At 60.4% G+C, this 25,327-nt stretch carries 24 protein-coding genes; 10 read left to right on the top strand and 14 right to left on the bottom strand.

Annotated elements, in window-relative coordinates; all coding sequences use genetic code 11:
* Positions 1 to 23: 23 nt before the first annotated feature.
* The 6 genes from FHX05_RS07445 to FHX05_RS07470 form a co-directional block, all read right to left on the bottom strand.
* A complete protein-coding gene (locus FHX05_RS07445) occupies positions 24 to 1,418 on the bottom strand; it encodes an NAD(P)(+) transhydrogenase (Re/Si-specific) subunit beta (RefSeq protein WP_183871209.1) in 1,395 nt (464 codons plus the stop codon).
* Between the two features lie 10 nt (positions 1,419 to 1,428).
* The gene (locus FHX05_RS07450) at positions 1,429 to 1,827 is read right to left on the bottom strand and encodes a proton-translocating transhydrogenase family protein (protein ID WP_112602846.1); all 399 of its coding nucleotides are present in this window, start codon (positions 1,825 to 1,827) and stop codon (positions 1,429 to 1,431) included.
* Position 1,828: 1 nt separating this feature from the next.
* Complete coding sequence (locus FHX05_RS07455) at positions 1,829 to 2,992, bottom strand: Re/Si-specific NAD(P)(+) transhydrogenase subunit alpha (RefSeq protein ID WP_183871116.1); 1,164 nt, start codon at positions 2,990 to 2,992, stop codon at positions 1,829 to 1,831.
* A gap of 110 nt (positions 2,993 to 3,102) precedes the next feature.
* The gene (locus FHX05_RS07460) at positions 3,103 to 3,327 is read right to left on the bottom strand and encodes an aa3-type cytochrome c oxidase subunit IV (protein ID WP_041677669.1); all 225 of its coding nucleotides are present in this window, start codon (positions 3,325 to 3,327) and stop codon (positions 3,103 to 3,105) included.
* A gap of 230 nt (positions 3,328 to 3,557) precedes the next feature.
* Positions 3,558 to 5,873 (bottom strand): EAL domain-containing protein, encoded by a 2,316-nt coding sequence (locus FHX05_RS07465; protein WP_183871117.1) that lies wholly within the window; start codon positions 5,871 to 5,873, stop codon positions 3,558 to 3,560.
* A 228-nt stretch (positions 5,874 to 6,101) separates the two neighbouring features.
* The gene (locus tag FHX05_RS07470; RefSeq protein ID WP_015341136.1) at positions 6,102 to 7,208 is read right to left on the bottom strand and encodes a TRAP transporter substrate-binding protein; all 1,107 of its coding nucleotides are present in this window, start codon (positions 7,206 to 7,208) and stop codon (positions 6,102 to 6,104) included.
* A gap of 296 nt (positions 7,209 to 7,504) precedes the next feature.
* Between FHX05_RS07470 and FHX05_RS07475 the strand changes: the two genes are divergently transcribed.
* Positions 7,505 to 8,293 carry a gamma-glutamyl-gamma-aminobutyrate hydrolase family protein gene (locus FHX05_RS07475; protein ID WP_183871118.1) on the top strand — a complete coding sequence of 263 codons (789 nt, stop codon included), beginning with the start codon at positions 7,505 to 7,507 and terminating at the stop codon, positions 8,291 to 8,293.
* On the opposite strand, the gene FHX05_RS07480 is transcribed toward FHX05_RS07475, so the two are convergent.
* The 3 genes from FHX05_RS07480 to FHX05_RS07490 all read right to left on the bottom strand — a co-directional run bounded on the left by FHX05_RS07480 (position 8,294) and on the right by FHX05_RS07490 (position 10,954).
* Positions 8,294 to 9,262 (bottom strand): 2-hydroxyacid dehydrogenase, encoded by a 969-nt coding sequence (locus tag FHX05_RS07480; RefSeq protein ID WP_183871119.1) that lies wholly within the window; start codon positions 9,260 to 9,262, stop codon positions 8,294 to 8,296.
* 41 nt (positions 9,263 to 9,303) lie between these two features.
* Entirely contained in the window at positions 9,304 to 10,323 is a 1,020-nt protein-coding gene (locus FHX05_RS07485; protein ID WP_112335169.1) for a LacI family DNA-binding transcriptional regulator, read from the bottom strand.
* 118 nt (positions 10,324 to 10,441) lie between these two features.
* On the bottom strand, positions 10,442 to 10,954 hold the full coding sequence (locus FHX05_RS07490; protein WP_112400693.1) for a MarR family winged helix-turn-helix transcriptional regulator: 513 nt from the start codon (positions 10,952 to 10,954) through the stop codon (positions 10,442 to 10,444).
* A gap of 86 nt (positions 10,955 to 11,040) precedes the next feature.
* Here FHX05_RS07490 and FHX05_RS07495 point away from each other — a divergent pair, with 86 nt between their 5' ends.
* From FHX05_RS07495 to FHX05_RS07520, 6 genes are all read left to right on the top strand, one after another.
* Positions 11,041 to 11,832, top strand: a complete 792-nt coding sequence (locus FHX05_RS07495) for a creatininase family protein (RefSeq protein ID WP_183871120.1) — start codon at positions 11,041 to 11,043, stop codon at positions 11,830 to 11,832.
* A 140-nt stretch (positions 11,833 to 11,972) separates the two neighbouring features.
* Entirely contained in the window at positions 11,973 to 13,061 is a 1,089-nt protein-coding gene (locus FHX05_RS07500) for a GTP-binding protein (RefSeq protein WP_183871121.1), read from the top strand.
* The gene (locus FHX05_RS07505; protein ID WP_183871122.1) at positions 13,061 to 14,050 is read left to right on the top strand and encodes a WD40 repeat domain-containing protein; all 990 of its coding nucleotides are present in this window, start codon (positions 13,061 to 13,063) and stop codon (positions 14,048 to 14,050) included. The genes FHX05_RS07500 and FHX05_RS07505 overlap by 1 nt, the downstream gene beginning before the upstream one ends.
* Positions 14,051 to 14,127: 77 nt before the next feature.
* On the top strand, positions 14,128 to 14,943 hold the full coding sequence (cysE, locus tag FHX05_RS07510; RefSeq protein ID WP_183871123.1) for a serine O-acetyltransferase: 816 nt from the start codon (positions 14,128 to 14,130) through the stop codon (positions 14,941 to 14,943).
* Positions 14,944 to 15,244: 301 nt separating this feature from the next.
* Positions 15,245 to 16,873, top strand: coding sequence for an alkaline phosphatase family protein (locus tag FHX05_RS07515; protein ID WP_183871124.1), 1,629 nt, complete (start codon positions 15,245 to 15,247; stop codon positions 16,871 to 16,873).
* A 19-nt stretch (positions 16,874 to 16,892) separates the two neighbouring features.
* Positions 16,893 to 18,269, top strand: a complete 1,377-nt coding sequence (locus tag FHX05_RS07520; protein ID WP_183871125.1) for a cytochrome c peroxidase — start codon at positions 16,893 to 16,895, stop codon at positions 18,267 to 18,269.
* Positions 18,270 to 18,326: 57 nt separating this feature from the next.
* Here the strand turns inward: FHX05_RS07520 and FHX05_RS07525 are convergent, their stop codons facing one another.
* Both FHX05_RS07525 and odc2 read right to left on the bottom strand, forming a co-directional pair.
* Positions 18,327 to 18,917 carry an N-acetyltransferase gene (locus FHX05_RS07525; RefSeq protein WP_112400698.1) on the bottom strand — a complete coding sequence of 197 codons (591 nt, stop codon included), beginning with the start codon at positions 18,915 to 18,917 and terminating at the stop codon, positions 18,327 to 18,329.
* A 94-nt stretch (positions 18,918 to 19,011) separates the two neighbouring features.
* Positions 19,012 to 20,145, bottom strand: a complete 1,134-nt coding sequence (gene odc2, locus FHX05_RS07530) for an ornithine/lysine decarboxylase (RefSeq protein ID WP_112410040.1) — start codon at positions 20,143 to 20,145, stop codon at positions 19,012 to 19,014.
* A gap of 528 nt (positions 20,146 to 20,673) precedes the next feature.
* Here odc2 and FHX05_RS07535 point away from each other — a divergent pair.
* The 3 genes from FHX05_RS07535 (at position 20,674) to FHX05_RS07545 (ending at position 23,423) form a co-directional block, all read left to right on the top strand.
* Positions 20,674 to 21,567: a LysR family transcriptional regulator gene (locus tag FHX05_RS07535; RefSeq protein ID WP_112602869.1), complete on the top strand. Its 894-nt coding sequence runs from the start codon at positions 20,674 to 20,676 to the stop codon at positions 21,565 to 21,567.
* Positions 21,568 to 21,657: 90 nt separating this feature from the next.
* Positions 21,658 to 22,317: a DUF1007 family protein gene (locus FHX05_RS07540; protein ID WP_183714306.1), complete on the top strand. Its 660-nt coding sequence runs from the start codon at positions 21,658 to 21,660 to the stop codon at positions 22,315 to 22,317.
* The gene (locus tag FHX05_RS07545; protein ID WP_183871126.1) at positions 22,311 to 23,423 is read left to right on the top strand and encodes a nickel/cobalt transporter; all 1,113 of its coding nucleotides are present in this window, start codon (positions 22,311 to 22,313) and stop codon (positions 23,421 to 23,423) included. The genes FHX05_RS07540 and FHX05_RS07545 overlap by 7 nt, the downstream gene beginning before the upstream one ends.
* Positions 23,424 to 23,466: 43 nt before the next feature.
* On the opposite strand, the gene FHX05_RS07550 is transcribed toward FHX05_RS07545, so the two are convergent.
* From FHX05_RS07550 to FHX05_RS07560, 3 genes are all read right to left on the bottom strand, one after another.
* Complete coding sequence (locus FHX05_RS07550; protein WP_173002425.1) at positions 23,467 to 23,682, bottom strand: hypothetical protein; 216 nt, start codon at positions 23,680 to 23,682, stop codon at positions 23,467 to 23,469.
* A gap of 82 nt (positions 23,683 to 23,764) precedes the next feature.
* Positions 23,765 to 24,478: a tellurite resistance TerB family protein gene (locus FHX05_RS07555; protein WP_183871127.1), complete on the bottom strand. Its 714-nt coding sequence runs from the start codon at positions 24,476 to 24,478 to the stop codon at positions 23,765 to 23,767.
* A gap of 133 nt (positions 24,479 to 24,611) precedes the next feature.
* Positions 24,612 to 25,250 (bottom strand): 2-dehydro-3-deoxy-phosphogluconate aldolase, encoded by a 639-nt coding sequence (locus FHX05_RS07560; protein WP_112602879.1) that lies wholly within the window; start codon positions 25,248 to 25,250, stop codon positions 24,612 to 24,614.
* Between the last annotated feature and the right edge of the window lie 77 nt (positions 25,251 to 25,327).

Consider the following 25,327-nt stretch of genomic DNA (forward strand, 5'->3'; position numbering starts at 1 on the left):
CCCCTTGCGGGCGCAGCGGCAGCCTACTCGTTCATTGCCTTGACGATGTCCTCGGTCACCTTCTTGGCGTCGCCCAGAAGCATCATCGTGCCATCCTTATAGAACAGCGTGTTGTCGATGCCGGCATAGCCGGAGCCCAGCGAACGCTTGACGAAGAGGCAGGTCTTCGCCTTGTCGACGTCGAGGATCGGCATGCCGTAGATCGGCGAGGTCTTGTCGTCTCGCGCCGCCGGATTGGTGACGTCGTTGGCGCCGATGACATAGGCGACATCGGCCTGGGCGAATTCCGAATTGATGTCCTCAAGCTCGAAGACTTCATCATAGGGCACGTTGGCTTCGGCGAGCAGCACGTTCATATGGCCCGGCATGCGGCCGGCAACGGGATGAATGGCATATTTGACCTCGACGCCATGTGCCTTCAGCCTATCAGCCATTTCGCGCAGCGCATGCTGGGCCTGCGCCACCGCCATGCCGTAACCGGGCACGATGATGACCTTGGAGGCATTCGCCATCAGATATGCGGCATCCTCGGCCGAGCCGAGCTTCACGGTCTTGTCGGAATTATCAGCTCTGCCCGAGGCCGTCTCGCCGCCGAAACCACCGAGAATGACGGAGATGAAGGAGCGGTTCATGCCCTTGCACATGATGTAGGACAGGATCGCACCCGAGGATCCCACAAGCGCGCCGGTGATGATGAGCGCGAGGTTACCGAGCGTGAAGCCGATGCCGGCGGCGGCCCAGCCGGAATAGGAGTTCAGCATCGACACGACGACGGGCATATCGGCGCCGCCGATCGGCACGATCAGAAGTACGCCCAGCGCCAGCGACAGCAGCACGACGGCCCAAAAAGCGAAATGGCTCTCGTTCGCCGCCAGGCTGATGATGAAGAACACGATGAGTACGAGCAGAGCAGCATTGATGACATGCCGGTTCGGCAGCAGGATCGGCTTGCCGGACATGCGCCCGTCGAGTTTCAGGAAGGCGATGATCGAGCCGGTGAAGGTCAGCGCGCCGATCGCTACACCGATCGCCATCTCGATGCGAGCCTCGGTGTGAATGTACCCGATCTCGCCGATGCCGAAGGAGGATGGCGTATAGAGCGCCGAAGCAGCGACGAGGACAGCCGCAAGACCGACCAGCGAATGGAAACCTGCCACGAGCTGCGGCATCGAGGTCATCGGAATGACACGGGCGATATAGGCGCCCGCACCGCCGCCGATGGCAAGGCCAAGGATGATCAGCACGAAGCCGCCGAAGGATGGCGTCGCCAGCACAAGCGTGGTGGCAATGGCAATGCCCATGCCGATCATACCGTAGAGATTGCCGCGCCGGCTGGTGGCCGGATGCGATAGCCCGCGCAGCGCCAGGATGAAGAGCACACCGGAGACGAGATAGAGGAAAGCCGCGATATTGCTCAGCATGCCGCCCTCACTTGTCCTTCTTCTTGTACATCGCCAGCATGCGCTGGGTGACAAGGAAGCCGCCGACGATATTGACCGAAACGAGAACCAGCGCCACGAAACCGAAGCCGGTGGCGAGACCGCTCGCGGAGATGCCCACGGCCAGCAGCGCACCGACGACGATGACCGAGGAGATGGCGTTCGTGACCGCCATCAGCGGCGTATGCAGGGCCGGCGTCACCGACCAAACGACGTAATAGCCGACGAAGATCGCCAGCACGAAAATGGCGAACTGGAAGACGAAGGGATCGATTGCTCCGCCTGTTGCCGCGCTCACAGTCTCCGGGGCCTGCGCTGCGGCGGTCGTGACGGCGTTAACGGCATCATGCAATCGCTGCAGTGCCTGATCCATCGCTTGACTGGCCATCTCAGAGATCTCCCTTCTTGATCGTCGGCTGGTCGGGATCGACGAAGTTCGGGTTCACGACCTCGCCGCCATCGGTCAGCATCGTCGCCTTGATCAGCTCATCGGTCCGGTTGACGGCGAGGCTCTTCGTATCCTTGTCGACCATCGTCTCCAGAAAGGTCACGAGGTTCTTCGCATAGAGAGCCGATGCGCTGGCCGCGATCCGGCCGGCCATGTTGGGATAGCCGACCACGCGGACGCCTTCGACCTCGGCGACCTTGCCATACTCAGCGCCTTCGATATTGCCGCCGCGTTCGACCGCGAGGTCGACGGCCACGGCGCCGGGACGCATCGCCTTCAGCATGTCGCGGCTGATAAGGCGCGGCGCCGGCCGTCCGGGGATCAGCGCCGTGGTAATGATGATGTCCTGTTTGGCGATATGATCGGCGACGAGAGCTGCCTGCTTGGCTTGATACTCCTTCGACATTTCCTTGGCATAGCCGCCGGCGGTCTCCGCCGCCTTGAATTCCTCGTCCTCGACGGCGATGAATTTTGCTCCGAGCGAGGCGACCTGTTCCTTCGCAGCCGGACGAACATCGGTCGCCGAGACCTGTGCGCCAAGACGCCGCGCGGTCGCGATCGCCTGCAGGCCGGCAACCCCTGCCCCCATGACGAACACTTTCGCCGCCGGCACCGTCCCCGCCGCCGTCATCATCATCGGCAGCGCCCGATCATAGACGGCTGCAGCCTCGATGACCGCCTGATAGCCGGCGAGGTTTGCCTGCGACGAGAGAACGTCCATCGACTGTGCACGGGTGATGCGCGGCATCAGCTCCATGGCGAAGCTCGTCAGCCCGCGACGCGCCATCTCGGCAAGCGCTGCCTCATTGCCATAAGGATCCATGATGGCGATGACGATGGCGCCGTTCTTGTAACCGGAAATCTCCTTGCTCGTCGGCCGCCTGACCTTGAGCACAACATCGGCGGCCTTCGCATCCTTGATGGAGCCGATCCGCGCACCGACGGCTTCATATTCGGCATCCGGGATGCGCGACAACCCACCCGCGCCGGCTTCGATCACGACATCGAAACCGAGGCTCCGCATCTTCTTTACCGTTTCAACGGAAGCCGCAACACGCGTCTCCTCCGCCACGCTTTCCTTGGCCACGAAAACCAGATTGCTCAATGACGACACCTCGCATCAGACGGCGCCGCTCCTGGATGCGGCGGCGCTGTAGCCTGCAGAATCATGGGAAAGCGCGGGAGATCGGCCCGCCATCTGTCAGCGCTGTTATATCAGCGCAACAGGACGACGCTGGCGATGGTCAGAACGATGAATATGAGGACGCCGCCGAGGAAACCGGCATGGCCAAAGAAACCGGCCGCCATGGCGATCAACAATGCGGCAACGATCGCAGACCCGACCTTGGCGCCCGAGATGAAAAGATTGTAGGTCTTCTCGTGCTCCTTGTAGTCCATCGGCGCACCCACTTCAGCAGGTCCAGTGTGATGTTCGGCCATTCAGAAATCTCCCCTCAATCCTCTCCCCGACAGATGATCTAGACTGCCGGCCGGAGTTCATCCTCAAAAGTTGCAATATCTTGTAAGAGAGATGTCGCAACCAATTTTCCTCTACCGAGGCGTTACACAAAGCGAGGAAAAATGCAATGCACGAGAAGGTCGCAGATGGCGCAGGCCGATCGAATTGCCGGAGGATTCCAAATGCCTGCGGGCCACAGCGCCGCCGCCGGCTATCGGACGACCTCGGGCGAGAAGAGCCTGCCGGTTCCCAGCTGCCGTCTGTCGAGGCTGGCGACCTTCTCGGCGACTTGCTCTGGGACTATCGGAGGGGAAAATACATAGCCCTGGATGATATCCGCCAGGTTTCGCTCGACGACCAACGCCAGCTGCTCCAGCGTCTCGACACCTTCGATCACGACACGCAGGCTGAGGGCGCGGGAGAGATCGACGATGCCGCATAGCAGCTTGAAACGTCGGCTGTCCGTCGTGATGTCGCGAACGAACGACCGGTCGATCTTCACGACATCCACCGGCAGCGTATCGAGGTAACTGAGGCTGGAAAATCCCGTTCCGAAATCGTCGATCGCAATCGTGATGCCCCTAGCCCGGAAATCCGCGAGAATGGAGCGTACGGTTACTACCTCGTCCATCAGGCAGCTTTCGGTAACTTCGAGATGAAGGCGGGAGGGCTCAAGTCCCGACGTCTCGAGCGCCGCGATCACGATTTTGACAATCTCGTCATTGCGCAGATCCTGCGCCGAGAGATTGACTGAAACGGCGAGTGGCGCAGGCCATGAAGCACAATCTTTGCAGGCCTGGTCGACCATGAAGCGAGTGATGCCGGCAACGATGCCCATCTCCTCGGCAAGCTGTACGAAAAGATCGGGCGGAATCGAGCCCTTTTCCGGGTGAATCCAGCGCGCGAGCGCCTCGCAGCATTCGATGCGGGAGCCATCCGGCGTGTACATCGGTTGGTAGACGGCTTGAAGCCTGCCGGCCTCCACCGCCTCGCGCAGGTCGTCCTTCAGCGTCTGCCGCTCGACATAGCGTGCGTCCATCTCCTGCTCGAAGGCACTGCAGCCGCCCTTCGTCCGTGATTTTGCCTCGAAGAGCGCGAGATCGACCTTGATCTGCCACTCCTCTGGGCGAAATTCCCGGCCGGGCATGGTCATATACCCGCCACTGACGGAAACCCGAAAGCTGCTGTCCTCCGCATCATAGGTGCCGGCCATTGCCGCATGCAGGGCGCGGACGCGGCCATCGATATCCGGAACATCGTCCTCATTCGGAAAGAACAGCACGAATTGATCGCCGACGAGACGAGCGACAAGCGCTGTCGTGCCGGCAAGCGCCTTCAAACGCTCGGCTACGGCGACCAGCAGACGGTCCCCGGCAACATGCCCCTTGGTATCGTTGACATGCTTGAAATCGTCGATATCCAGAACAAGGATGCCGATGCGGCTTTCCCGATTGCGCGCAGCCAGCTTTTCCTTGACCTGGTCCACGAAATATTCACGGTTCGGTAGCCCGGTCAAAGGGTCGTACCGCACCATATGCAGGATCTTGCGTTCAGCGCGAATACGCACCGTCACGTCTTCAAAGATCAGGATGACGATCCCATCGGCACGCCGGCTGGCCGAAAATTCCAGAAACTGATCCTCATTGAATTGAATGAGGGTTCGGGAAAGCGTGCCGCTGACGAGTTGGGCCAACTGCCGCTGAATGAGCCCGGGAAGCGATCCGTCGATGAAGGCGTGACGGGCGCCATAACGTAGAACGACGTCGAATTCGCAGTCTTTGAGCCGCTGCGGATCGGCAAAATTGAGGAGCTCGCAGGCTTTGCGATTGACAATCAGAATCCGGTTCTGGGCGTCCAGCATGAACAGCCCGTGAGGCATGTTGTTGAGCGCGGTGTCGAACCTGTCGGCCATCAACGATATCTCGCGGGAGGCGATAATGTTCCTGTAGAGAAATTCGCGCATGCCCTTTGCCATCGCACGCGTCGTTAGCCCGAACGGGATGAGCATGAGGGAGGCGACTCCCTTGTAGAGTTCCTGCGACAGCAGGCAGGCGATGACGATCGGCACGCAGCAGGCCAGAATCTGAAGATCGACCGCACGAGGTGAGCCGTAGTTACGGCCGACGATCGACACCATGGACGCCATGGTGACGGCGACGCAGATGAATTCCGCCAGTGGATCGCGCTGGATGAGGATGGCATAGCCGCTTCCGATGCCAAGAATGGCGGCGGTGGCCGCGGCGCCTACGACATAACGTGTTTCCCAGCTGGCTATATCGGCGCGCGTAAAGCCATTCTTGTCGGCTGCGTCGAATTGCCGGAAAAAATTGATCCGTAAGCTGAAGACGACGGCAAACGCCACGCAAAAGGCCAGATAGATGCCGGCATATGTGCTCAGAAAAACGAGGACATATATGAGGATATGAACGAATACGCCTGTAACGAGCGTTTTCCGGTTTCCGAAAAGCGAACTGACAAACGACAGATAAATATCCGTCGGCACGGTGTCCGGGCTTGGAGGCTTCATTCAGACTTCCCCTGATGCGGCGGACACCGTAGTGGAAACCCTTTAAAATTTACTTGCCCGAACTGGGCCCGTCCGGAAAGATTTTCCACTCAAAGCGGCAGTTTAAATGGAAGCTCGACTGTGCCCAGCATCACGCTGGCATAATGATTCTCGGTACACGTTCACGTTGATATGATGTTAGATCACTAATAAAGGAACGATATATCGCCGAAAACTTTTGAAATACGATTACAACTTGCCTGCCCGCTGTTGGATCATCATGAAGGTATCGAAGGTATACTCGGAAAGTTGCATCCACAGATAGGCATCCTTCTTATAGGCGACCTGGTCCTCGTAAATGCGCTTGAAATAATCGTTGGATTTCGAGAGATCGGCATAGAGCGCGCCGGCTGCCTGGAAACAGGCTTCCATGATCTCCTGGCTGAAGGGCCTGAGCGTCACGCCTTGTGTCACGATTTCCTTCAGCGCCTGCGGATTTTTGACGTCGTATTTCGCCAGCATGTTGGTGTTGGCGAAGGCGCATGCATCGCCGAGAATTGTCTGGTAAGGCTTCGGCAGGGCATTCCATTTTTCCAGGTTGAAAAAGGCATGCACCACGGCGCCGCCCTCCCACCAGCCAGGATAATAATAATACTTCGCGATCTTTTGCAGCCCGAGCTTCAGGTCGTCATAGGGTCCGACCCATTCGGCCGCATCGACGGTGCCCTTGTTCAGCGCGTCGTAGACGCCGTTGACCGCGATATCCTGCTGCGGCACGACGCCGATCTTCTCGATCACCTTGCCGGCCAGACCGGCAATGCGCATTTTCAGACCCTTGAGATCGTCGAGCGTATTGATTTCCTTGCGAAACCAGCCGCCCATCTGCGCGCCGGTGTTGCCTGCAGGAAGCCCCAAGATGCCCTGTGTGGCATAGAATTCGTTCATCAGCTTGTTGCCGTTGCCCTGGTAGAACCAGGCGTTGGTCAGCCGGGCATTGAGGCCGAAGGGCAGCGCGGTGCCGATGGCATAGGTCGGATCCTTTTGCCAGAAATAATAGGAGCAGGTGTGCGCGGCATCGACGGCGCCGGCGCTGACCGCATCGGCCGCCTGTGCGCCGGGAATGATCTCCCCGGCCTCATAGGTCTGGATGAGGAAATTGCCGTTGGTCGCGTCTGAAACATGCGCGGCAATATCCTCCGCGCCGCCATAGATCGTGTCCAGGCTCTTGGGGAAGGAGGAGGTCATCTTCCAGGTGATCTTCGGATATTCCTGGGCAAGGGCCGGGGTCGCAAGCGCAGAAGCGGCGGCACCTGCGCCAACGGCTCCTGCCCGCCTGATGAAGGAACGGCGATCCATCGAATTCTCCCATACGGACGGCATTGCTGAGGAGCGGCACGCTCCCCGTCACGGCGCAAGCGATGGAACTAACCACGCCGCACCCAGTCTTTCAAGTTAGCTCTCTTACACCGCATTATGGCGATTCCTGTACATCCGCATGACGAGGGGAAACAAAGCCTTATGGACGCCGCTGCACGTTGCTGCCTGCGCCGACTTCGCGTAGATTCGTGACATGGATAACATGCCTTTGGATTGACATCATGATCGTCCAGAGGTCCTACCATACAACCGTTTCGCCCTTGCCGGAGCCTCGAATGTCCAGACCGATCATCGCCATTCCCGCCGATATCCGCGAGTTCGATGGCACCAGCTGGCATGCGGTGCAGCTGCAATATGTACGCGCTGCCGTGAAGGCTGCGGGATTGATGGCACTGATCGTTCCCGCGCTGGAGGACGGCAACGAGGCGGACGCCATTCTCGACCGGGTGGACGGGCTGCTCGTTTCCGGTTCGGCGACCAATGTGCATCCGTCTCTCTATGGAAAAGAAGCAACGGACAGCGATGGCCCTTTCGACCCGGCGCGCGATGCGACATCGCTGCCGCTCATCCGCCGCGCGATCGACCGCGCCATTCCGATGCTCGCCATCTGCCGCGGCATTCAGGAGCTGAACGTCGCGCTCGGCGGCACGCTGGCAAGCGAAATCCAGGAACAGCCGGGCATCTGGGATCACCGCAAGCCGCCGAACGTCGATCGCGATACGATGTATTCGATCCGCCAGAGCGTCTTCGTCAAGGAAGGCTCCTGCATCGCCCGCGTCGTTGGGTCGGGTGAAGTGCGTGTCAATTCGCTGCATCGCCAGGCGATCGCCGATACGGCGCCGAGACTGCAGGTGGAAGCACTCGCAGAGGACGGCACGATCGAGGCCGTCTCCGTCATTGGCGCCAAGGCCTTTGCCGTCGGCGTACAATGGCACCCGGAATATTGGGCCGAGACGGATTCCTCATCATTGAAGCTCTTCACCGCCTTCGGCGATGCGGTGCGCGACTATGCTGCGAGCAAGGAGCGACCTGCGGCCGCTCCGTATCAGCAAAAAGCCGTCTGATCAGCCGCGCGGCTTGACCGGCGTTTCCGGCACCGGCGTCACAGGCTCACCCCTAGCGAACCATTCGATGACGTTGTCGGCAACAAGATCGGCCATGGCATCGCGCGTCGGCACCGAGGCCGAGGCCACATGCGGCAGCAGCGAAACGTTGGTGAGCGAGAGATATCCGGCTGGGACATTCGGTTCGTCGTAGAAGACGTCGAGACCGGCAGCACCAAGTGTTCCATTGCCGAGGGCCGTTATCAGCGCGTCGTCATCGACGGACCAGCCGCGGCCGACATTGATGAACACGCCCTGCGGCCCAAGCGCCGAGAGGATGTCCGCATTGATGACCTTGTGCGTCTCCGGCGTCTTCGGCACGATCGAAATCAGCGTGTCCACCGACTGCGCCATCTCCAGCAGCGTTGGATAGTAGTCATAGGGCAGCGAATCGCGCGGCGTGCGGGTGTGATAGCCGATCTTCACCTTGAACGGCTCCAGCCTTCTCGCGATTTCCAGGCCGATGCGGCCAAGACCGTTGATGCCGATGCGGCGTCCTTTCATGGAAAAAGGCGACAGCGGAAACGCCCCTTCCCTCGTCCAGCGCCCCTCGCGCAGCCAGGTCTCCGCCTTCGGAAACTGCCGCAGCGTGTTCAGGAGCAAGGCGATCGCGGTATCGGCAACCTCGTCGTTCAGGACGTCAGGCGTATTGGTAACGACGATCCCCTTCGAGGCGGCGTGCTTGACGTCTACGCCATCATAGCCGACGCCGAAATTGGCGATGACTTCGACATTCGGAAAGGCATCGATCCAGCCGGCATCGAAGCTGCCTGCAACGGCAACGCCGCGTATGCGGGCCGCGGTTTCCGCATCAACCTTCGGACCGCCATCGCGTTCGACGGAAACGATATCGAACTGTTTTCCGAGCCTTTCGAGGACACGCGGGTGTATCTTCCCCGGAACGAGGACGGCGATGCGACTATCGGACATGGATCTTTCCTCTTGAGAGACAGTTCGGCGCCGAACCGCTGCTAGCGAGCTTTATAAGGCGCCGTCGATTGGCGGATGCGCATTTCCGGCTTGATCAGATGAATCCCGTCCGGTTCATGGCTTCCCGCCAGCCTATCCAAAAGCGCGCGCGCTGCAAGCCTTCCGACCTCGGCCTGACCGTTCCAGACGGTGGTCAGCGCCGGCGTTGCGATCGCCGCCTCCTCCAGATCGTCGTAGCCGGTGACCGAAATGTCTCGCCCGGGAACGAGGCCAGCGCGCGAAATGCCGTTCATGAGACCGATGGCGACCAGGTCATTCCAGCAGACGGCCGCCGTCGGCTTCTGCGGCAGCGACAGGAAATGCACCGCCGCCTCGAAGCCGCCCTGCTTGGAACGTGCGCCGGGAATACGCAGATTGGGATCGACCTCGATGGCCGCCTTGCGCAGCGCATTCACATAGCCCTGATAGCGGTCGCGCCCCGTCGAAGTCTGATCGGTGCCACCGATCATCGCTATGGAGCGGTGGCCAAGGCTGATCAGGTGATTGGTCGCAAGGGAGATGCCGTAGCTGTCGTCACCACGAAAGGTCGGCAGATCCAGCGCTTCGATCTGTCGCGCGACGAGGATAGCCGGCATGCCGTTTTCTTCCGCCAGCTCGAAATCTTCCGGCGGCGTCCCAATCGCCGGCGACATGATGACGCCGTCACCGCCGAGCTGCAGCAGTGTCTCGATGAAGGTCCGCTGCTTTTCGACGGAATCATAGTGATTGGAAAGGATGAAGGTGTGGCGGCTGCGATCGAGCTCGCTTTCGATCGCCTTCAGGATTTCCCCGTAGAAGGGGTTCATGATGTCATGAACAACGACACCGATGATGCCCGATCGGGATGTCCTCAGGCTCGCCGCGCGGCGATTGTAGATATAGCCCAGCGCGCGGGCCTGGTCTTTGATCTTCTCGCGGGTATTGACCGCAACCAATGGGCTGTCGCGTAAGGCCAGAGATACCGTTGCCGTTGAAATGCCCAGCGTTTCCGCAATTGTAGAAAGCTTTATCTTTTGCGCCACGCGCGCCCTCCCCGTGAAACGCAGCCGTAACATATCCCGTTCGTTTTACGATTCCGGAATTTAAAATCTTTAATTAAAAGCTTTAATCACGCCGCGCAACACGAATTCTCGAGGATTCTCAGAATTCGTCTTCATCCTCGCCATCGTCGCCGGCCTGGAGATTATGCTCGATCGTCTTGAGCAGGCGCACAAGCGAGCGGATGTCTTTTTCCGAGAAGCCGCGTGTCGCAAGCTCATCGCAGCTTGCCGCCGAACTTTCGATCTCGCTGACGCTGTTTCGCCCTGCTTCCGTCAGATAGACCTTGGTCAGGCGGGCATCGTCGGCATCCGGCCGCCGTTCGACAAAGCCTTGCGCCTCCATGCGGCCAATCGTGCGCGTCATCGTCGGCGCCTTGACGCCGAGCTTCTGGGCCAGCGTACCGGCCGGAAGACCATCGCTTGCCGCCAGGGCAAGAATGACACCGTCCTGTCCGGCATAGAGGCCGCTCGCCGTCAGGCTGCGCGTTATCACCGTGCGCATGGACCGCGCCGCCTGCGTCAAGGCCGGCGACAGATCGGCAAGCGTGTAGTCCCGGTGATCCTTCTTCTTACCTGACTTACTTTTTTTCCCGACCTTGTTCTTTTTGCCCATCGTGATTCCGTTGACCTTTTCGCCGCTAAGTCATCACGCTATGACATTGCGCAGGTTACTGACATAAACAAGAGGTACATCCTCAGATGGCGCATCCTTTGCCATGTTTCGATGACAATGATGAAACATTGACGCCCGAAGAGCGAAGAAAATGGATCGCCGTACTGCCACTTGGCGCCTATGAGCAACACGGCCCACATTTGCCGTTCGAAACCGACGCGCTCATCGCGGGAGGAATCGTGTCGCGTCTCAAGGTTGCCTTGCCGGCAAACCTGCCGGTCACCTTTCTCGCCGTCGAGCCGGTTGGCTATTCCATCGAGCATATGGATGTCGTCGGTACGCGGACGTTGGCTTTTGACGAAGCTGTTCGGCGGTGGCTCGGCATTGCCGAGAAGATGAACAATCTCGGCATTCGTAAATTCGTCATGCTGAACGCCCATGGCGGCAACTCGCCGCTGATGACCATCGTGGCGACGGAAGCGCGCGTGCGCTTCGACATGCTGGCGGTCGCCACCAGCTGGACGCGTTTCGGCGTGCCGGACGGGCTGATCTCGCCGGACGACAAGGCCATCGACATTCACGGCGGCGATATCGAGACATCGGTCATGCTCGCCCTCCATCCGGAGAAGGTGGACATGTCGAAGGCGTCGAATTTCCCATCGCGTCAATCCGAGTTTATCAAGGGCTTCAAACATCTGCGCGCCTACGGCCCTCACGCTTTCGGCTGGAAAATGTCCGATCTGAGCGCACAAGGTGTCGCCGGCAATGCCGGCGTCGCAACGGCGGAGAAGGGTGAACGGCTGATCTCGCACTCTGTCAAAGGTCTCGTCGAACTGCTTGAAGATGTCGACCGCTTCGATGTGTCGACGCTGTCGTGACTATGCCGTCAAATCGCCTCTCCGCAATCCAATGTGATCTTATAACATACAAAAGCCTTTGAACTGACGTCTCCAACTCCTTATATGGAACCCGACCAATATCTGCTCCCCGGGGCAACCTTCCATATTTCGAGGCTCCCATGACCGAAACAGCCACGCAAAAGCCCGTTCCCGTCACCGTTCTCACCGGCTATCTCGGCGCCGGCAAGACGACGCTGCTGAACCGCATCCTTTCGGAAAATCACGGCAAGAAATACGCCGTCATCGTCAACGAGTTCGGCGAGATCGGCATCGACAACGACCTGATCGTCGAGTCGGACGAAGAAATCTACGAAATGAACAATGGCTGCGTCTGCTGCACCGTTCGCGGCGACCTGATCCGCGTCGTCGAAGGCCTGATGCGCCGTCCCGGCCGCTTTGACGGCATCATCGTCGAAACGACAGGCCTTGCCGATCCGGTTCCGGTCGCCCAGACCTTCTTCATGGACGACGATGTCCGCGCCAAGACCGAGCTTGATGCCGTCGTCGCGCTCGTCGATGCCAAGCACCTGCCGCTGCGACTGAAGGACAGCCGCGAAGCCGAAGACCAGATCGCCTTTGCCGACGTCGTCGTCATCAACAAGTCGGATCTCGTAACGCCGGAAGAGCTGGCCCAGATCGAGGACATCGTCCACGCGATCAACCCGGCCGCCCGCGTCTACAAGACGACCCGCTCCGGCGTCGATCTTGCCCGCGTCCTGAACCAGGGCGCCTTCAACCTGGAACGCGCGCTCGAGAACGACCCGCATTTCCTCGAGCACGGCCATGAGGATCATGTCTGCGGCCCGGATTGCGATCATGATCACCACCACCATCATGATCATGACCACGATCATCATCACCATGATCACGACCATCATCACCACCACGCGCCTTCGCCGATCCACGATGTCACCGTGCAGTCGGTTTCGTTGCGCGGCGGCGAGATGAATGCCGAGCGCTTCTTCCCCTGGATCCAGAAGGTCACGCAGACGCAAGGCCCGAATATCCTCCGCCTCAAGGGCATCATCGCCTTCAAGGACGATCCGGAACGCTACGTCGTCCAGGGCGTGCATATGATCATCGAAGGCGATCATCAGCGCCCCTGGAAGGACGGCGAGAAGCATGAAAGCCGCCTGGTGTTCATCGGCCGCGAGCTCGACCGCGAAAAGCTGGAAGCCAGCTTCAAGGCGTGCGAGGCGTCCGCTTGATGCCGACTGTTGCTCCGCTTGATATCGACGGCCACGTTCTGGCCGTCGAATTTTTAGGTGATACCCCCTTCTTCGCCAGCGCCGCCGGTGCGATCCATCGCCTGGAGGGCGGGGAGAAGATCACGGAAGCTCATCATGGGATGCTGACCTGCATCCGCGATCCCTATAGCGAGAGCCTGATTTCCGGCGGCGAGGACGGCAAGGTCCTGCGGATCGCATCCGACGGCAGCACGACGGTGCTCGCCGAAGCGCCGCGCAAATGGATCAGCCAGCTGGCAGCCGGCCCGCAAGGCGCCGTCGCCTATTCCTATGGCAGGAGCACCTTCGTACGGCTCTCCGACGGGACGACGAAAGAGTTCCCGGAAGAACGCACCGTCGAAGGCATCGCCTTCGCTCCCAAGGGCCTGCGTATCGCCGTCGCCCGCTATAACGGCGTATCCCTGCATTGGGTGGGCATGAGCGCGCCGCCGGTCAATCTCGAATGGAAGGGTGCCCACACCAGCGTCACCTTCTCGCCGGACGGCCAGTTCATCGTCACCACCATGCAGGAAAACGCCCTGCACGGCTGGAAGATGGATGCGAAGCCCGGCGCTGAAGCCCGCCATATGCGCATGACCGGCTATCCCGCCAAGGTGAAGTCGCTCTCCTGGTCCAACAAGGGCAAATGGCTTGCCTCCTCCGGCGCACCGGCCGCGATCGTCTGGCCCTTCCAGGGCAAGGATGGCCCGATGGGCAAGGCGCCGCTGGAGCTCGGCACACGCGCCAACATCATGGCGACCTCGGTGAAATTCCATCCCGTCGAGGATATTCTCGCCATCGGCTTCATCGATGGTATGATCCTCGCGGTCCGCATCGGCGACGCCAAGGAAGCGCTTCTGCGCCGGCCCGGCAAGGGTGCGATCACATCGATGAGTTGGAGCAAGTCCGGCAAGTTGCTCGCCTTCGCCTCCGAAGCCGGCGACTGCGGCGTCGTGGACATTTCCGGTTAAAGCGATTCCAGGAAAACTGCGCAGCGGTTTTCCGTCCGGTATTGCGTGAAAACAATGAGATGCAGAGAGACAGGATCATGCCCCAGCCAGGAACGGCAGTTGCCGGCGATATACCTGCCCCAGCCGAAAACGTCTGGGATGTGACCCGCTGCGAAGCAGCCGAGCTTGCTGCGCGCGAGCCGACGCTCGCTCCTCTGCTGCGAGCGCAATTGCTTGGCGGGAACTCCGATGCTGAAAGCCTTGCCAACGTACTGGCGGCACGGCTCTGCGTTGTCAGGATCGAGCATGGCGACATGCTTTCGCTACTGTCCGACGTGCTGGTGCGATATCCTGCCATCCTGCAGGCGACTGAAGCGGATCTCGTTGCCGTGCGAACCCGCGACCCGGCCTGCACGACCTATCTGCATGCGCTTCTGAACCTGAAGGGCTTCCATGCCCTGCAGACACACCGCATCGCCCATGCGCTCTGGACGGAGGGCCGCAAGGAAATCGCAAGCTGGCTCTCCAATCTCGCCTCGCTCGTCTTCGGCCCGGATATTCACCCGGCCGCGAAGATCGGCACCTCGATCATGCTCGACCACGGCTCGGGCATCGTCATCGGCGAAACCGCCGTCATCGAGGATGAGGTCTCCATCCTGCAGAACGTCACGCTTGGGGGCACCGGCAAGGAAAGCGGCGACCGTCACCCGAAGATCCGCCACGGCGTCATGATCGGCGCCGGCGCGAAGATCCTCGGCAACATCGAAGTCGGCGCCTTCAGCAAGGTTGCCGCGGGCAGCGTCGTGGTCAAACCCGTGCCGCCGCATTGCACTGTCGCCGGCGTCCCGGCCGTGGTCGTGCGCATCCATCGTGCCGACGAGATTCCGGCCGAAACGATGGACCAGAATATCTAGATCATTGAGAGACGGTGGCCGCCTTGAGGCTTATCGGGCCGTCTCGAACCGTGAGCGCGTGGTGACCCCTACCCGTGGCATAAGGTAGCATCGTAGACACGACGGCCGGACATCTTCCCCCTTCTTTCTGCCCGACACAGCAGAATCAATAGATTGCCGGAAACAAGGCAGCGAGAGCGGTATCCCCTCTCTGCACCCTTCATGGAACTGTCATACTCCATTGATAGCTCGAAAGGGTTCTCTGTGCCCGGCGTGACGCAAATGCGCCGGAGCAATGCCCCCACTCGAAGAGGATATGACGATGACCAGTCTTTCACGTCGCGCCGCCCTTATAGCCGGCAGCGCGCTTGGCCTTGTTCTGCTCTGTTCCACCGCCGGTGCCGCTGACTTGAGCCCAGCACCGAATACTGCGACTCCCATCAAGCATCTTGTCGTGATCTTCCAGGAAAACGTCTCCTTCGACCATTATTTCGCGACCTACCCCAAGGCAGCGAATGTCGACGGCGAACCGGCGTTCAAGGCGGCCGACAACACGCCGACAGATATCAACACGCTCGCCAATGCCGGTCTTCTCGACAACAATCCGAACAAGACCAACACGGCAAACGGCGCCGATGCGGCTGCCCCCTTCCGGCTCGATCGTACGCAGGCGGCAACCCAGTCACAGAACCATGGCTATACCGCCGAACAGGCCGCCTACAACAACTTCGCCATGGACCTTTTCCCGGCCAACACCGGCCGCGGCACCAAGGGTGCAGCCGGCGCCTTCGGCACCAAGGGGCAGGTCATGGGCTATTACGACGGCAACACCGTCACGGCCCTTTGGAATTATGCCCAGCACTATGCGCTGAACGACAATTCCTTCTCCACCAATTTCGGCCCGTCGACCCCGGGCGCGCTGAACCTGATTTCCGGCCAGACCAACGGCGCCATCCTGCCGCCCGGCTATACGCTGGAAAGCGACGGCACCTATTCGAAGGGCCGCATCGTACCTGACGGCAATGGCGGCTGGACTGCGATCAGCGACTTCGATCCGACCGGCGACGTCTGCTCGGTCGGCCAGACGGCACTGATGTATGGCAAGAACATCGGCGACATGCTGAACGAGCACAAGATCACCTGGGGCTTCTTCGAGGGCGGTTTCGATCTGACGGCGACCAACCCGGACGGCACGACAGGTTGCAAGCGCGCGACCACGTCGACCATCACCAAGGTCAATTACACCGACTACATTCCGCATCACCAGCCATTCCAGTACTATGCCTCGACCGCCAACCCGACGCATGCGCGCCCCTCTTCGGTAGCGGCGATCGGGACGACCGATGCGGCCAATCACCAGTATGACATGACCGACTTCTATGCGGCGCTGAAGAACGGCAACATGCCCACGATCAGCTTCCTGAAGGCACCTGCCTATCAGGACGGCCATGCCGGCTATTCCGACCCTCTCGACGAACAGGAATTCGTGACGCAAGTGGTCAACACCGTGCAAGATTCGCCGGATTGGAAGGACACCGCCATCATTATCCTCTACGACGATTCCGATGGCTGGTATGACCATGCCCATGCGGTCGTCAATCCATCGAAAATCCCCGTCAAAGGCTACGACGTGCTGAGCGGCGACAGCTGTTCCACCGGCACTGCCCTGCCCGGCGTCAACGGCCAGCCGGCGCAGGGACGCTGCGGCTACGGCACACGCCAGCCGCTGCTCGTGATTTCGCCTTATGCCAAGGTCAACTTCGTCGACCACACGCTGACCGATCAGACCTCCGTTATGCGCTTCATCGAGGACAACTGGATGGCCGGCGCCCGCCTCGGCGGCGGCTCCTTCGATGTGCTCTCGGGCTCGCTGAACACCATGTTCGACTGGTCCAAGGGTGACGTGCCGAAGCTGCTCCTCGATCCGAAGACCGGCAATCCGGCATCGTAAAACCATAAGGGAGACGGAAATGTCCTTGACCTATCGCCGTCTCCTGCCGCTCCTCCCACTCGCGGGCCTCTCGCTCGCGGGTGCGGCTGTGGGCATGGCAAGCGAGTCGGCCATAAACGTCACAGCGACTGACGGCTATGATGACCAAGCACCGCTGAGCGCGGTTGCGCAACTCGGCAAGAAGCTGTTCTTCGATCCGTCACTCTCGGGCGGCGGCCAGATGTCCTGCGCGACTTGCCACGATCCGGCCAGTCACTATGCGCCGGCCAATGGCCTCGCCGTCCAGCTCGGTGGCCCGCATCTCGATCAGCCGGGCATCCGTGCGGTGCCAAGCCTCGCCTACAAGATTTCGACGCCTTCTTTCTCTATCGGAGAAGAGAGCGCTGCCGACGAAGCGGCGGAAGCCTCACCGATGACCGAGGCATCGGGCGTGGCTCTCGCCAATGCCCCCGCCGCCACCGGTCCGCTGACGGCACAGGCCGTCGTCAAGGCCGATGCAGCTGCGACAAACCTCGTGCCGCAGGGCGGCATGTTCTGGGATGGGCGCGTCGATTCGCTGGAGGAACAGGCCCTGCAGCCGATGATCTCGCCCTTCGAAATGGCGAATGCCGATGCGGCCACCGTCTATGCCAAGCTGAAAGAGGGTTACGGCAAGGAGATTTCGGCGCTCTTCGGCGACAATATCCTCAACGATCGGGACATGACGATCTCCGAGATCGGCTTTGCGCTCGCCCGCTACCAGATCGAGGAAAATTCCTTCCATCCCTATACCAGCAAGTATGACTACTATCTGCGCGGCAAGGCGGTGCTGACGGATGCGGAAGCGCGGGGTCTGAAGTTGTTCGACGACGCGAACAAGGGCAATTGCGCCTCCTGCCATCTCGACAAGATGACCGGCGACGGGCAGATGCCCAATTTCACCGATTTCGAATTCGAGGCTTTGGGCGTGCCTCGCAACCCAGCCATTCCGGCCAATGCCGATGTGCATTACTACGACACCGGCATTTGCGGCCCGTTGCGCAACGACATCTATTCCGCCCAGCGGCAGAATTGCGGGCTCTTCAAGACGCCGACGCTGCGCAATGTCGCTACCCGCCACGTCTTCTTCCACAATGGCGTCTACCGCACACTGGAGGATGTCACCCGCTTCTACGTCAAGCGCGATACCAATCCGGAGGAAATCTATCCGAAGGATGCAAGCGGCAAGGTGCTGAAATATGATGACCTGCCGGCGCGGTATCAGGCCAATATCGATGTCATCGACGCGCCGATGAACCGCAAGCTCGGCGATGCCCCTGCCCTGACTAATGCCGAGATCGCCGACGTCGTCGCTTTCCTGAAAACGCTGACGGATGGATACGACCCGGCGAAAGACAACGTGAAGGCAGCCAAATAAAAAGGCGTCCGTCCGGACGGGCGGAAGCCTTATGATACTTCGGGATGTTCGGGCGCTTTATGCGGCCTTTGCTATCGGCGGCTGGGCCAGTTTGCGGCCGCTGGCGACGATCATGCCGGCGGCGCTGTCGAGCCAACCTTCCTTGAGCTCGAGAGCTAGGAAACGATCGCGCTGGAATGGACCTGGCATGACAAGATGGCGGGTCTTTGCGGCAAAGAAGCCGAAACGCTCGTAGTAAGGCGCATCGCCGACGAGCAGGATCGCGCCGTGGCCACGCTTCTTGGCTTCCATGATGGCTGCGCGCATCAGCGCCGAGCCGATGCCCTTGCCTTCATAGGCGGGATCGATCGCCAGCGGACCGAGCAGCAGCGCATCGACCGGACGGGTTTCGCGATCGACGCCGGCTTCGACGTTCCAGAGGCGAACCGTGCCGATAACATGGCCGGCGCGATCACGCGCGACCAGTGCCAGGCCTTCGGCCGGCACGCGGCCCTGGCGGAGCTTCTCGGACGACTTCTTGCGGCGGTCGGGACCCATGGCGCGATCCAGAAGGTTTTCGCGCGCGACGACATCGCCTGCATTTTCCAGGTCGAGGGTGAAAGTGGACGGCGCAAAGAATGCGCGGACAGAATCAAGAACAGCGGCCATCTCGGCCTCCCGTGCCCAATACCGTTATCAGCGGTGCTAAAGGGAATTGTGAGTGTGCCGCCCCGGCTGGCTACGGGGGCGGCTTTGTCAGACCTTAGATGATATAGGCCTTCAGCGGATCGAAACCGTTGAACGCCACAGCCGAGTAGGTCGTGGTGTAGGCGCCGGTGCCTTCGATCAGGACCTCGTCGCCGATGGTGAGCGACACCGGCAGCGGATAGAGGTTCTTCTCGTAAAGCACGTCGGCCGAATCGCAGGTCGGGCCGGCGATGACGCAAGGCTCCATTTCGTCGCTATCGCGCGTCGTACGGATCGGATAGCGGATCGCCTCATCCATGGTTTCGGCCAGACCGCCGAACTTGCCGATGTCGAGGAAGACCCAGCGAGCGGCGTCGTTGTCCGACTTCTTGGAAATCAGGACGACTTCAGCCTTGATCACGCCGGCATTGCCGACCATGCCGCGACCCGGCTCGATGATCGTGTGCGGGATCTGGTTGCCGAAATGGGCGCGCAGAGACGCAAAGATCGCCTTGCCATAGGCTTCGGCGGAGGGAACGTCGCGCAGGTACTTGGTCGGGAAACCGCCGCCCATATTGACCATCTGCAGGTGGATGCCCTGCTTGGCGAGCGAGACGAAAACGCGCTTGGCATCGGCGAGAGCATCGTCCCAGGCATCAACCTTGGTCATCTGCGAGCCGACGTGGAAAGACACGCCGTAGGATTCCAGACCCAGCTGATGGGCATAGACGAGAACGTCGACGGCCATCTGCGGAACGCAGCCGAACTTGCGTGACAGCGGCCACTCGGCGCCTTCGCCATCCGTCAGCACGCGGCAGAACACGCGGGCGCCGGGGGCGGCACGGGAAATCTTTTCGACTTCCTCGTGGCTGTCGACGGCGAAGAGGTTGATACCGAGTGCATGCGCACGGGCGATATCGCGCTCCTTCTTGATGGTGTTACCAAAAGAAATGCGGGCCGCAGTCGCGCCGGCATCGAGCGCCATTTCGATTTCAGCGACGGACGCGCAATCGAAGTTGGAGCCGAGGCTTGCGAGCAGGCGCAGCACTTCCGGAGCCGGATTGGCCTTGACGGCGTAGTAGATGGCGCTGTCCGGCATGGCATGGCGGAAGGCGTGAAAATTGTCGCGGACGACATCGAGATCGACCACCAGGCAAGGACCGTCCGGACGTCGGGTAGCGAGGAAATCGCGAATACGTTGCGTGGTCATGTCAATTCCCTTTCAATTCCAAAGGCTCCGGGAAAAACCCAGAGGACAAAGGGCGACGCTCATTTGCTCAGGAACCAGCCGGTGGAGACCCCGGTACCATGCAAATGCGCGAAGCGCGGATGATGAACGAGTGCCGCAAGCGGCGCTAATTCGCTTTGTCTGCCATGGATTGGAGGGAATATCCCAACCGCACTTCCGGCAATGAAGGTGTGCCTCTTCAGTATCCCCGGCTGATGGAAAGCCGGGAGAGAACAAAAAGGCCCGCACCGTCGTTGCTTCAGATGTCCTCGCATTTTTCGGTTGGCCGAAATAGCGACTGGAGGGGTTAGTTCCAGGTACCTTACCGATTTTCTCACCACATCGAGGATCGGCGGACACCCACGGGCACGTGCGACTTTGGGCTGATCGGGAAATAGGAATATTCGCCGTAATAATCAAGAAAATTTTTCAGCCATGCCCGAAAAAAATAATTGAACAAATCAAAGCATTTTGTTCAACATCCGGAAACAGTTAGCGGGAGGCTTCAGCATGGACACTTTGACCCGGATTCGCGCCTTTATCGACGTGGTCGAAGCCGAGGGATTTTCGGCGGCTGCGCGCAAGACCGGCCGCTCCAAGGCACTGCTGTCCAAATATGTCCGCGAACTGGAAGACGAGCTGGGCGCGCTGCTCTTGAACCGCACCACACGTCAGTTCTCCATGACGGAGGCCGGCCATACCTATTATCGCACCGCCTCGGACATCCTGAAGGAGATCGACAATCTCGCCGATCTCGTGCGTGAGAACAATCAGCAGCTCAAAGGTCGGCTGCGCGTTTCCGTGCCGCGCACCTTCGTCGATGCCGATGTCGGGCAATCGCTGATCGACTTCGCCAAGGAGAATCCCGATCTCGCACTGGAGATCGCCGCCGACGACCGTTTCGTCGATCTGATCGAGGAAGGCTTCGATGTCGCCGTGCGCATCACCAAGCTTGAAGACTCCGGCATGATCGCCCGCAAGATTTCCGATTTCCGCGTCCATCTCTGCGCAACCGAGGCATTTCTTCAGCGCTATCCGACGCTGGAACATCCGACTGACCTTACGCGCATTCCCTTCATCATCGACACCAACACCCGCTCGCAGGGCACTATTCGCTTCGTCGATGCCGACAGCACGACCTTCAACGTCGCCATCAACGGCACGCTCGAGGTCAATAGCCCGCATGCGACGCTGCGTGCAGCACTCGCCGATCTCGGCGTTGCCATTGTCCCAGATTTCATCGGCCGCAAGGCGATCGAAAGCGGACAGTTGCTGACGCTGTTCAACGATTACCTTCCGACGGATCGCGGCATCTATGCCGTCTATCCGCATCGCCGCTACCTCCCCGCCAAGGTGCGCATCTTTGTGGATTACCTGCACAACTGGTTCCGCAAGAACGGCTGAACGGCCGAGGTTGGTTGGCCGGTCCCAATTCCGTCTCATTTCCTGACCAGAAAACGAAGTGAATCAATGCTCGCGAAATCTATCGGACGCATGAGAAAATCCACGACCGCCTACGCTGTTGCCCTGACCGGCGGCCTGTTGCTCGTGCCGGCCACAGCATCGGCGCATCCACATATTTTCGTGGAAGCCCGCCTGGAAGTGCTGGCCGGCACGGATGGCAACGTGCAGGAACTGCGCAATGTCTGGCGTTTCGACGAAGTGTTCTCCTCCTCCGTCCTCATGGATTTCGACAAGAACACCAACCTCAAGCTCGATCCCGACGAGCTGAAAGAAGTTGGCAAGACGGTGCGCGAGTCTCTGGCGGACTACGATTATTATGCGAACCTGACGCTCAATGGCAAAGCAATCAAGGTGAACAAGCCCGATGTCATCAATGTCGACTTTCGCGATGGCCAACTCCTGATGTTCTTCGCCGTCAAACCGGCCGAGCCGATGCCGCTCGCCAAGGGCAACAAGCTAAGCTTCGGCATCTACGACCCGACGCTCTATACCTCGATCGATTTCCCGAGCGACAACGAATTGGTGACGGAGGGCGACGCCTTCAAAAGCTGCACGCACAAGGTCGTCCGGCCCAATCCGGATGAAGTCATTGCCGAGAACAAATCCACCTTGACGGATGCCTTCTTCAACGATCCGACGGGAACGACCATGTCGAAACTCTTTGCAACGCGGATAGATGTGCAATGCTGATTTCGCGACTAGAAAAGCTCGTCCCCGCGGCAATATTCGCCCTTCTGGCGGCAGCCGGTCTCGCCCATGCCGCTGGCTCGCCGCTCGGCATTGGCACAGCCGAGCCGAGCTTCCAACCGATGGGCGGGCCGCTTGCGCCGATCTTCCTCTATGTGAACTACGAGCAACAGGCTTTCTATCGTGCGCTTACCAAGTCCATCGAAGCCATGCGCCAGGACCCATGGCAGCTCTGGACGCTGATCGGCCTTTCCTTCGCCTATGGCATCTTCCACGCAGCCGGGCCGGGCCATGGTAAGGCTGTGATTTCCTCCTACATGGTCGCCAACGAGATCGAGCTGAAGCGCGGCATCGGCATCTCCTTCGTCTCCGCCCTCATCCAGGGCCTCGTTGCCGTCCTCGTCGTCGGCGCCGCCTATTTCGTCCTGCGCGGTTCCGGCATCACCATGACGATAGCGACCAATGCTATGGAGATCACAAGCTTCATCATGGTCATCCTGTTTGGCAGCTGGCTCTTGTTCCGTAAGCTGCGGGCGATGATGCAGAGCCGGGCGCAGCGTCAGGAAATGCAGCTCGCGACATCGGCGGGGCCAATCAGCCTCTCGCTGTTCGAGGGAGCCGCAACGGGCACGGATTCGGCAAGAGGTTTTGCGCGCAGCAGCGCCGCGATACCCGCTGCCAGCGGCTATCAATGCTATGATCCCGCCCATACGACCGGCGACGGCGCTTACTGCGAGACCTGCGGCCACGCCCATCTTCCCGATCCGAAGATGCTGTCGAACGAAAAGTTCAGTGCTCGCGAAGCCTGGTCCGCCATCGCCGCAGTCGGCCTGCGTCCGTGCTCGGGCGCGCTGCTGGTCATGACCTTTTCGATGCTGAACGGGCTCTATCTCGGTGGACTGCTGTCCGTGCTGGCCATGTCGATCGGCACGGCGCTCACCGTCTCGCTGCTTGCCATCATCGCCGTCTTCGCGAAAGGCACCGCCGTCCGTTTCACCGGCAAGGGCTCGAGACTTTCGGTTTGGGTGAGCAACGGCATCGAAATTCTCGGCGCGCTGCTCGTCATCTGCACGGGCATCATTCTGCTCGGGGCCTCGCTGCAGAACTGAGCGATTTTCCGAAAGAATTCAGAAGAGAGCCTTGCCTCGGAGCTTACGGCCCATTGCGCCGCTGATAGCGCGCTCGCATCCAGAACACGAAGAAGAAGGCCAGAATGACCAGCACGCCGAAGCCGGTGCCGAGCCATGGTGAAATGTCTCCGAGCCAGACGATGACATTCGGCATCAGGTAAAGCACGGCTGTCGCGACCAACAGAATAACGCCGGCTGCAATTGCCGCCGAGCGGGTTTCGCTTTTCTTGTCCGTCAATGTAGCCATCCCTGACGCCCTGACATGAGTTCCGGCGAAGGCTTAGGCCAGCTGCCGACCAAAGGCAACCGGCCCTTATCAATCACAGCTGAACTTTGGCGCCCGCAACCGTCGCTTCGATATGATCGACCAGAGCATCGGCCAGACCGAGCCTTCCAGCCAGCAGATCGAGATAACCGCGCTCGGCCCGCGAATCCGGCTCGATCGCCAGCCGCGACGCGGTAAAGACCTGCACGCGCTGCTCTTCCGTCTTCGCGGAGGCGACGATGGCGTCGAGATCGACGGGATTGGCAAGTTCGCGCTGGAAGAAGGCTTCCGCCTCGGCCCCGACGCCGGCCTCCTGAACCTTGCCGAGAATACGCTGACGTTCGGTATCATCGATATGGCCGTCGGCGCGGGCAGCCGCGATCATGGCCCTGACGAGCGACAGTGTGAAGTCGTTGGTCGCGACTGCCGGCGCCGTGCTGAAGCCGGAATCCGACGGCGGCGGCAGGAACTGCGGCTCGGTCTGCGGGGCCGATTGCGGCGCCGGCTGAGGCTGGTTGCCATCGCGATAATTCTTGTAGGCCTGATAGCCGAGGCCTGCGATGGCTGCGAGACCGCCGAGCGCCAGCGCATTTCCGGCGACCTGACGCCCCGTCTTCGTCCCCAGCAGCACGCCGGCAATCGCGCTCGTCGCCATCGGATTGTCCCTGGCGAGATTGATGGCTTGGGTTGCTCGATCTTTCACGGTCCCCTGCACTCCCGGAACCTGTGATCCCAGGAATTGGTCAAGAAGCTTGCGGGCATCGATCATATGGATGGTCCTCCGTCCTTGTGATGGTGAAGGGGAGATAGGAAGCGGAACTGCAAATACCAATCCAGGTCATGCAAAAAGGCGCGCGAAAAGCTCCACGCGCCTTTGAAATCGAATTCGATAGGCTCGGGTCTCAGCCCTTGAGTGCTGCTGCCTCTGCGGCGAGCTTGGTGATCCCGGCCCAATCGCCTGATGCAACGAGTTCCTTCGGCGCAACCCAGGAGCCGCCGACACAGATCACGTTCGGCAGCGACAGGTAGTCATGAGCGTTCTTCAGCGAAATGCCGCCGGTCGGGCAGAAGACCGTGCCGGCGAGCGGCGACGACAGAGCCTTGAGATAGGAAGCACCGCCTGCCTGCTCTGCCGGGAAGAACTTCAGTACCGTATAGCCCTCTTCGCGCAGCGCCATGACTTCGCTTGCGGTAGCGGCACCCGGCAGCAGCGGCACATCCGAGGAGCGCGCAGCATCGAGCAGTTCCTGCGTCGTGCCGGGGCTGACGATGAACTTCGAACCGGCTTCGACGGCCGCGTCCCATTGTTTGACATTGAGGATCGTGCCGGCGCCGACTTCTGCACCCTCGACCTCGTCGGCCACGGCGCGGATCGCGTCGAGCGCACCGGCGGTGCGCAGCGTGATCTCGATGGCCTTGAGACCGCCTGCGACGAGCGCCCGGGCGAGCGGCACGGCAGATTTCGCATCATCGACGATCAGCACAGGAACGACGGGCTGCAGTTTCAGGATGGAAAGAAGCTTCTCGGTTTTCTCGCCCATGGTCGGAGCGCTCCCCTTAAAACGATTGAAATCCGGCTTTCGAATAGCCTTCCCGAAGGTGCTTGTCGAGACAAAAG

The organism is Rhizobium sp. BK491 (assembly GCF_014194925.1).
Classification (GTDB): Bacteria; Pseudomonadota; Alphaproteobacteria; order Rhizobiales; family Rhizobiaceae; genus Rhizobium.

Excerpts from the sequence above, each read along its gene's own strand:
- FHX05_RS07450 (WP_112602846.1), bottom strand. The coding sequence starts at position 1,827 with ATGGCCAGTCAAGCGATGGATCAGGCACTGCAGCGATTGCATGATGCC.
- FHX05_RS07460 (WP_041677669.1), bottom strand. The coding sequence starts at position 3,327 with ATGGCCGAACATCACACTGGACCTGCTGAAGTGGGTGCGCCGATGGAC.
- FHX05_RS07465 (WP_183871117.1), bottom strand. The coding sequence starts at position 5,873 with ATGAAGCCTCCAAGCCCGGACACCGTGCCGACGGATATTTATCTGTCG.
- FHX05_RS07470 (WP_015341136.1), bottom strand. The coding sequence starts at position 7,208 with ATGGATCGCCGTTCCTTCATCAGGCGGGCAGGAGCCGTTGGCGCAGGT.
- FHX05_RS07475 (WP_183871118.1), top strand. The coding sequence starts at position 7,505 with ATGTCCAGACCGATCATCGCCATTCCCGCCGATATCCGCGAGTTCGAT.
- FHX05_RS07480 (WP_183871119.1), bottom strand. The coding sequence starts at position 9,262 with ATGTCCGATAGTCGCATCGCCGTCCTCGTTCCGGGGAAGATACACCCG.
- FHX05_RS07490 (WP_112400693.1), bottom strand. The coding sequence starts at position 10,954 with ATGGGCAAAAAGAACAAGGTCGGGAAAAAAAGTAAGTCAGGTAAGAAG.
- FHX05_RS07495 (WP_183871120.1), top strand. The coding sequence starts at position 11,041 with ATGGCGCATCCTTTGCCATGTTTCGATGACAATGATGAAACATTGACG.
- FHX05_RS07500 (WP_183871121.1), top strand. The coding sequence starts at position 11,973 with ATGACCGAAACAGCCACGCAAAAGCCCGTTCCCGTCACCGTTCTCACC.
- FHX05_RS07505 (WP_183871122.1), top strand. The coding sequence starts at position 13,061 with ATGCCGACTGTTGCTCCGCTTGATATCGACGGCCACGTTCTGGCCGTC.
- cysE (WP_183871123.1), top strand. The coding sequence starts at position 14,128 with ATGCCCCAGCCAGGAACGGCAGTTGCCGGCGATATACCTGCCCCAGCC.
- FHX05_RS07515 (WP_183871124.1), top strand. The coding sequence starts at position 15,245 with ATGACCAGTCTTTCACGTCGCGCCGCCCTTATAGCCGGCAGCGCGCTT.
- FHX05_RS07520 (WP_183871125.1), top strand. The coding sequence starts at position 16,893 with ATGTCCTTGACCTATCGCCGTCTCCTGCCGCTCCTCCCACTCGCGGGC.
- FHX05_RS07525 (WP_112400698.1), bottom strand. The coding sequence starts at position 18,917 with ATGGCCGCTGTTCTTGATTCTGTCCGCGCATTCTTTGCGCCGTCCACT.
- odc2 (WP_112410040.1), bottom strand. The coding sequence starts at position 20,145 with ATGACCACGCAACGTATTCGCGATTTCCTCGCTACCCGACGTCCGGAC.
- FHX05_RS07535 (WP_112602869.1), top strand. The coding sequence starts at position 20,674 with ATGGACACTTTGACCCGGATTCGCGCCTTTATCGACGTGGTCGAAGCC.
- FHX05_RS07540 (WP_183714306.1), top strand. The coding sequence starts at position 21,658 with ATGAGAAAATCCACGACCGCCTACGCTGTTGCCCTGACCGGCGGCCTG.
- FHX05_RS07545 (WP_183871126.1), top strand. The coding sequence starts at position 22,311 with ATGCTGATTTCGCGACTAGAAAAGCTCGTCCCCGCGGCAATATTCGCC.
- FHX05_RS07555 (WP_183871127.1), bottom strand. The coding sequence starts at position 24,478 with ATGATCGATGCCCGCAAGCTTCTTGACCAATTCCTGGGATCACAGGTT.
- FHX05_RS07560 (WP_112602879.1), bottom strand. The coding sequence starts at position 25,250 with ATGGGCGAGAAAACCGAGAAGCTTCTTTCCATCCTGAAACTGCAGCCC.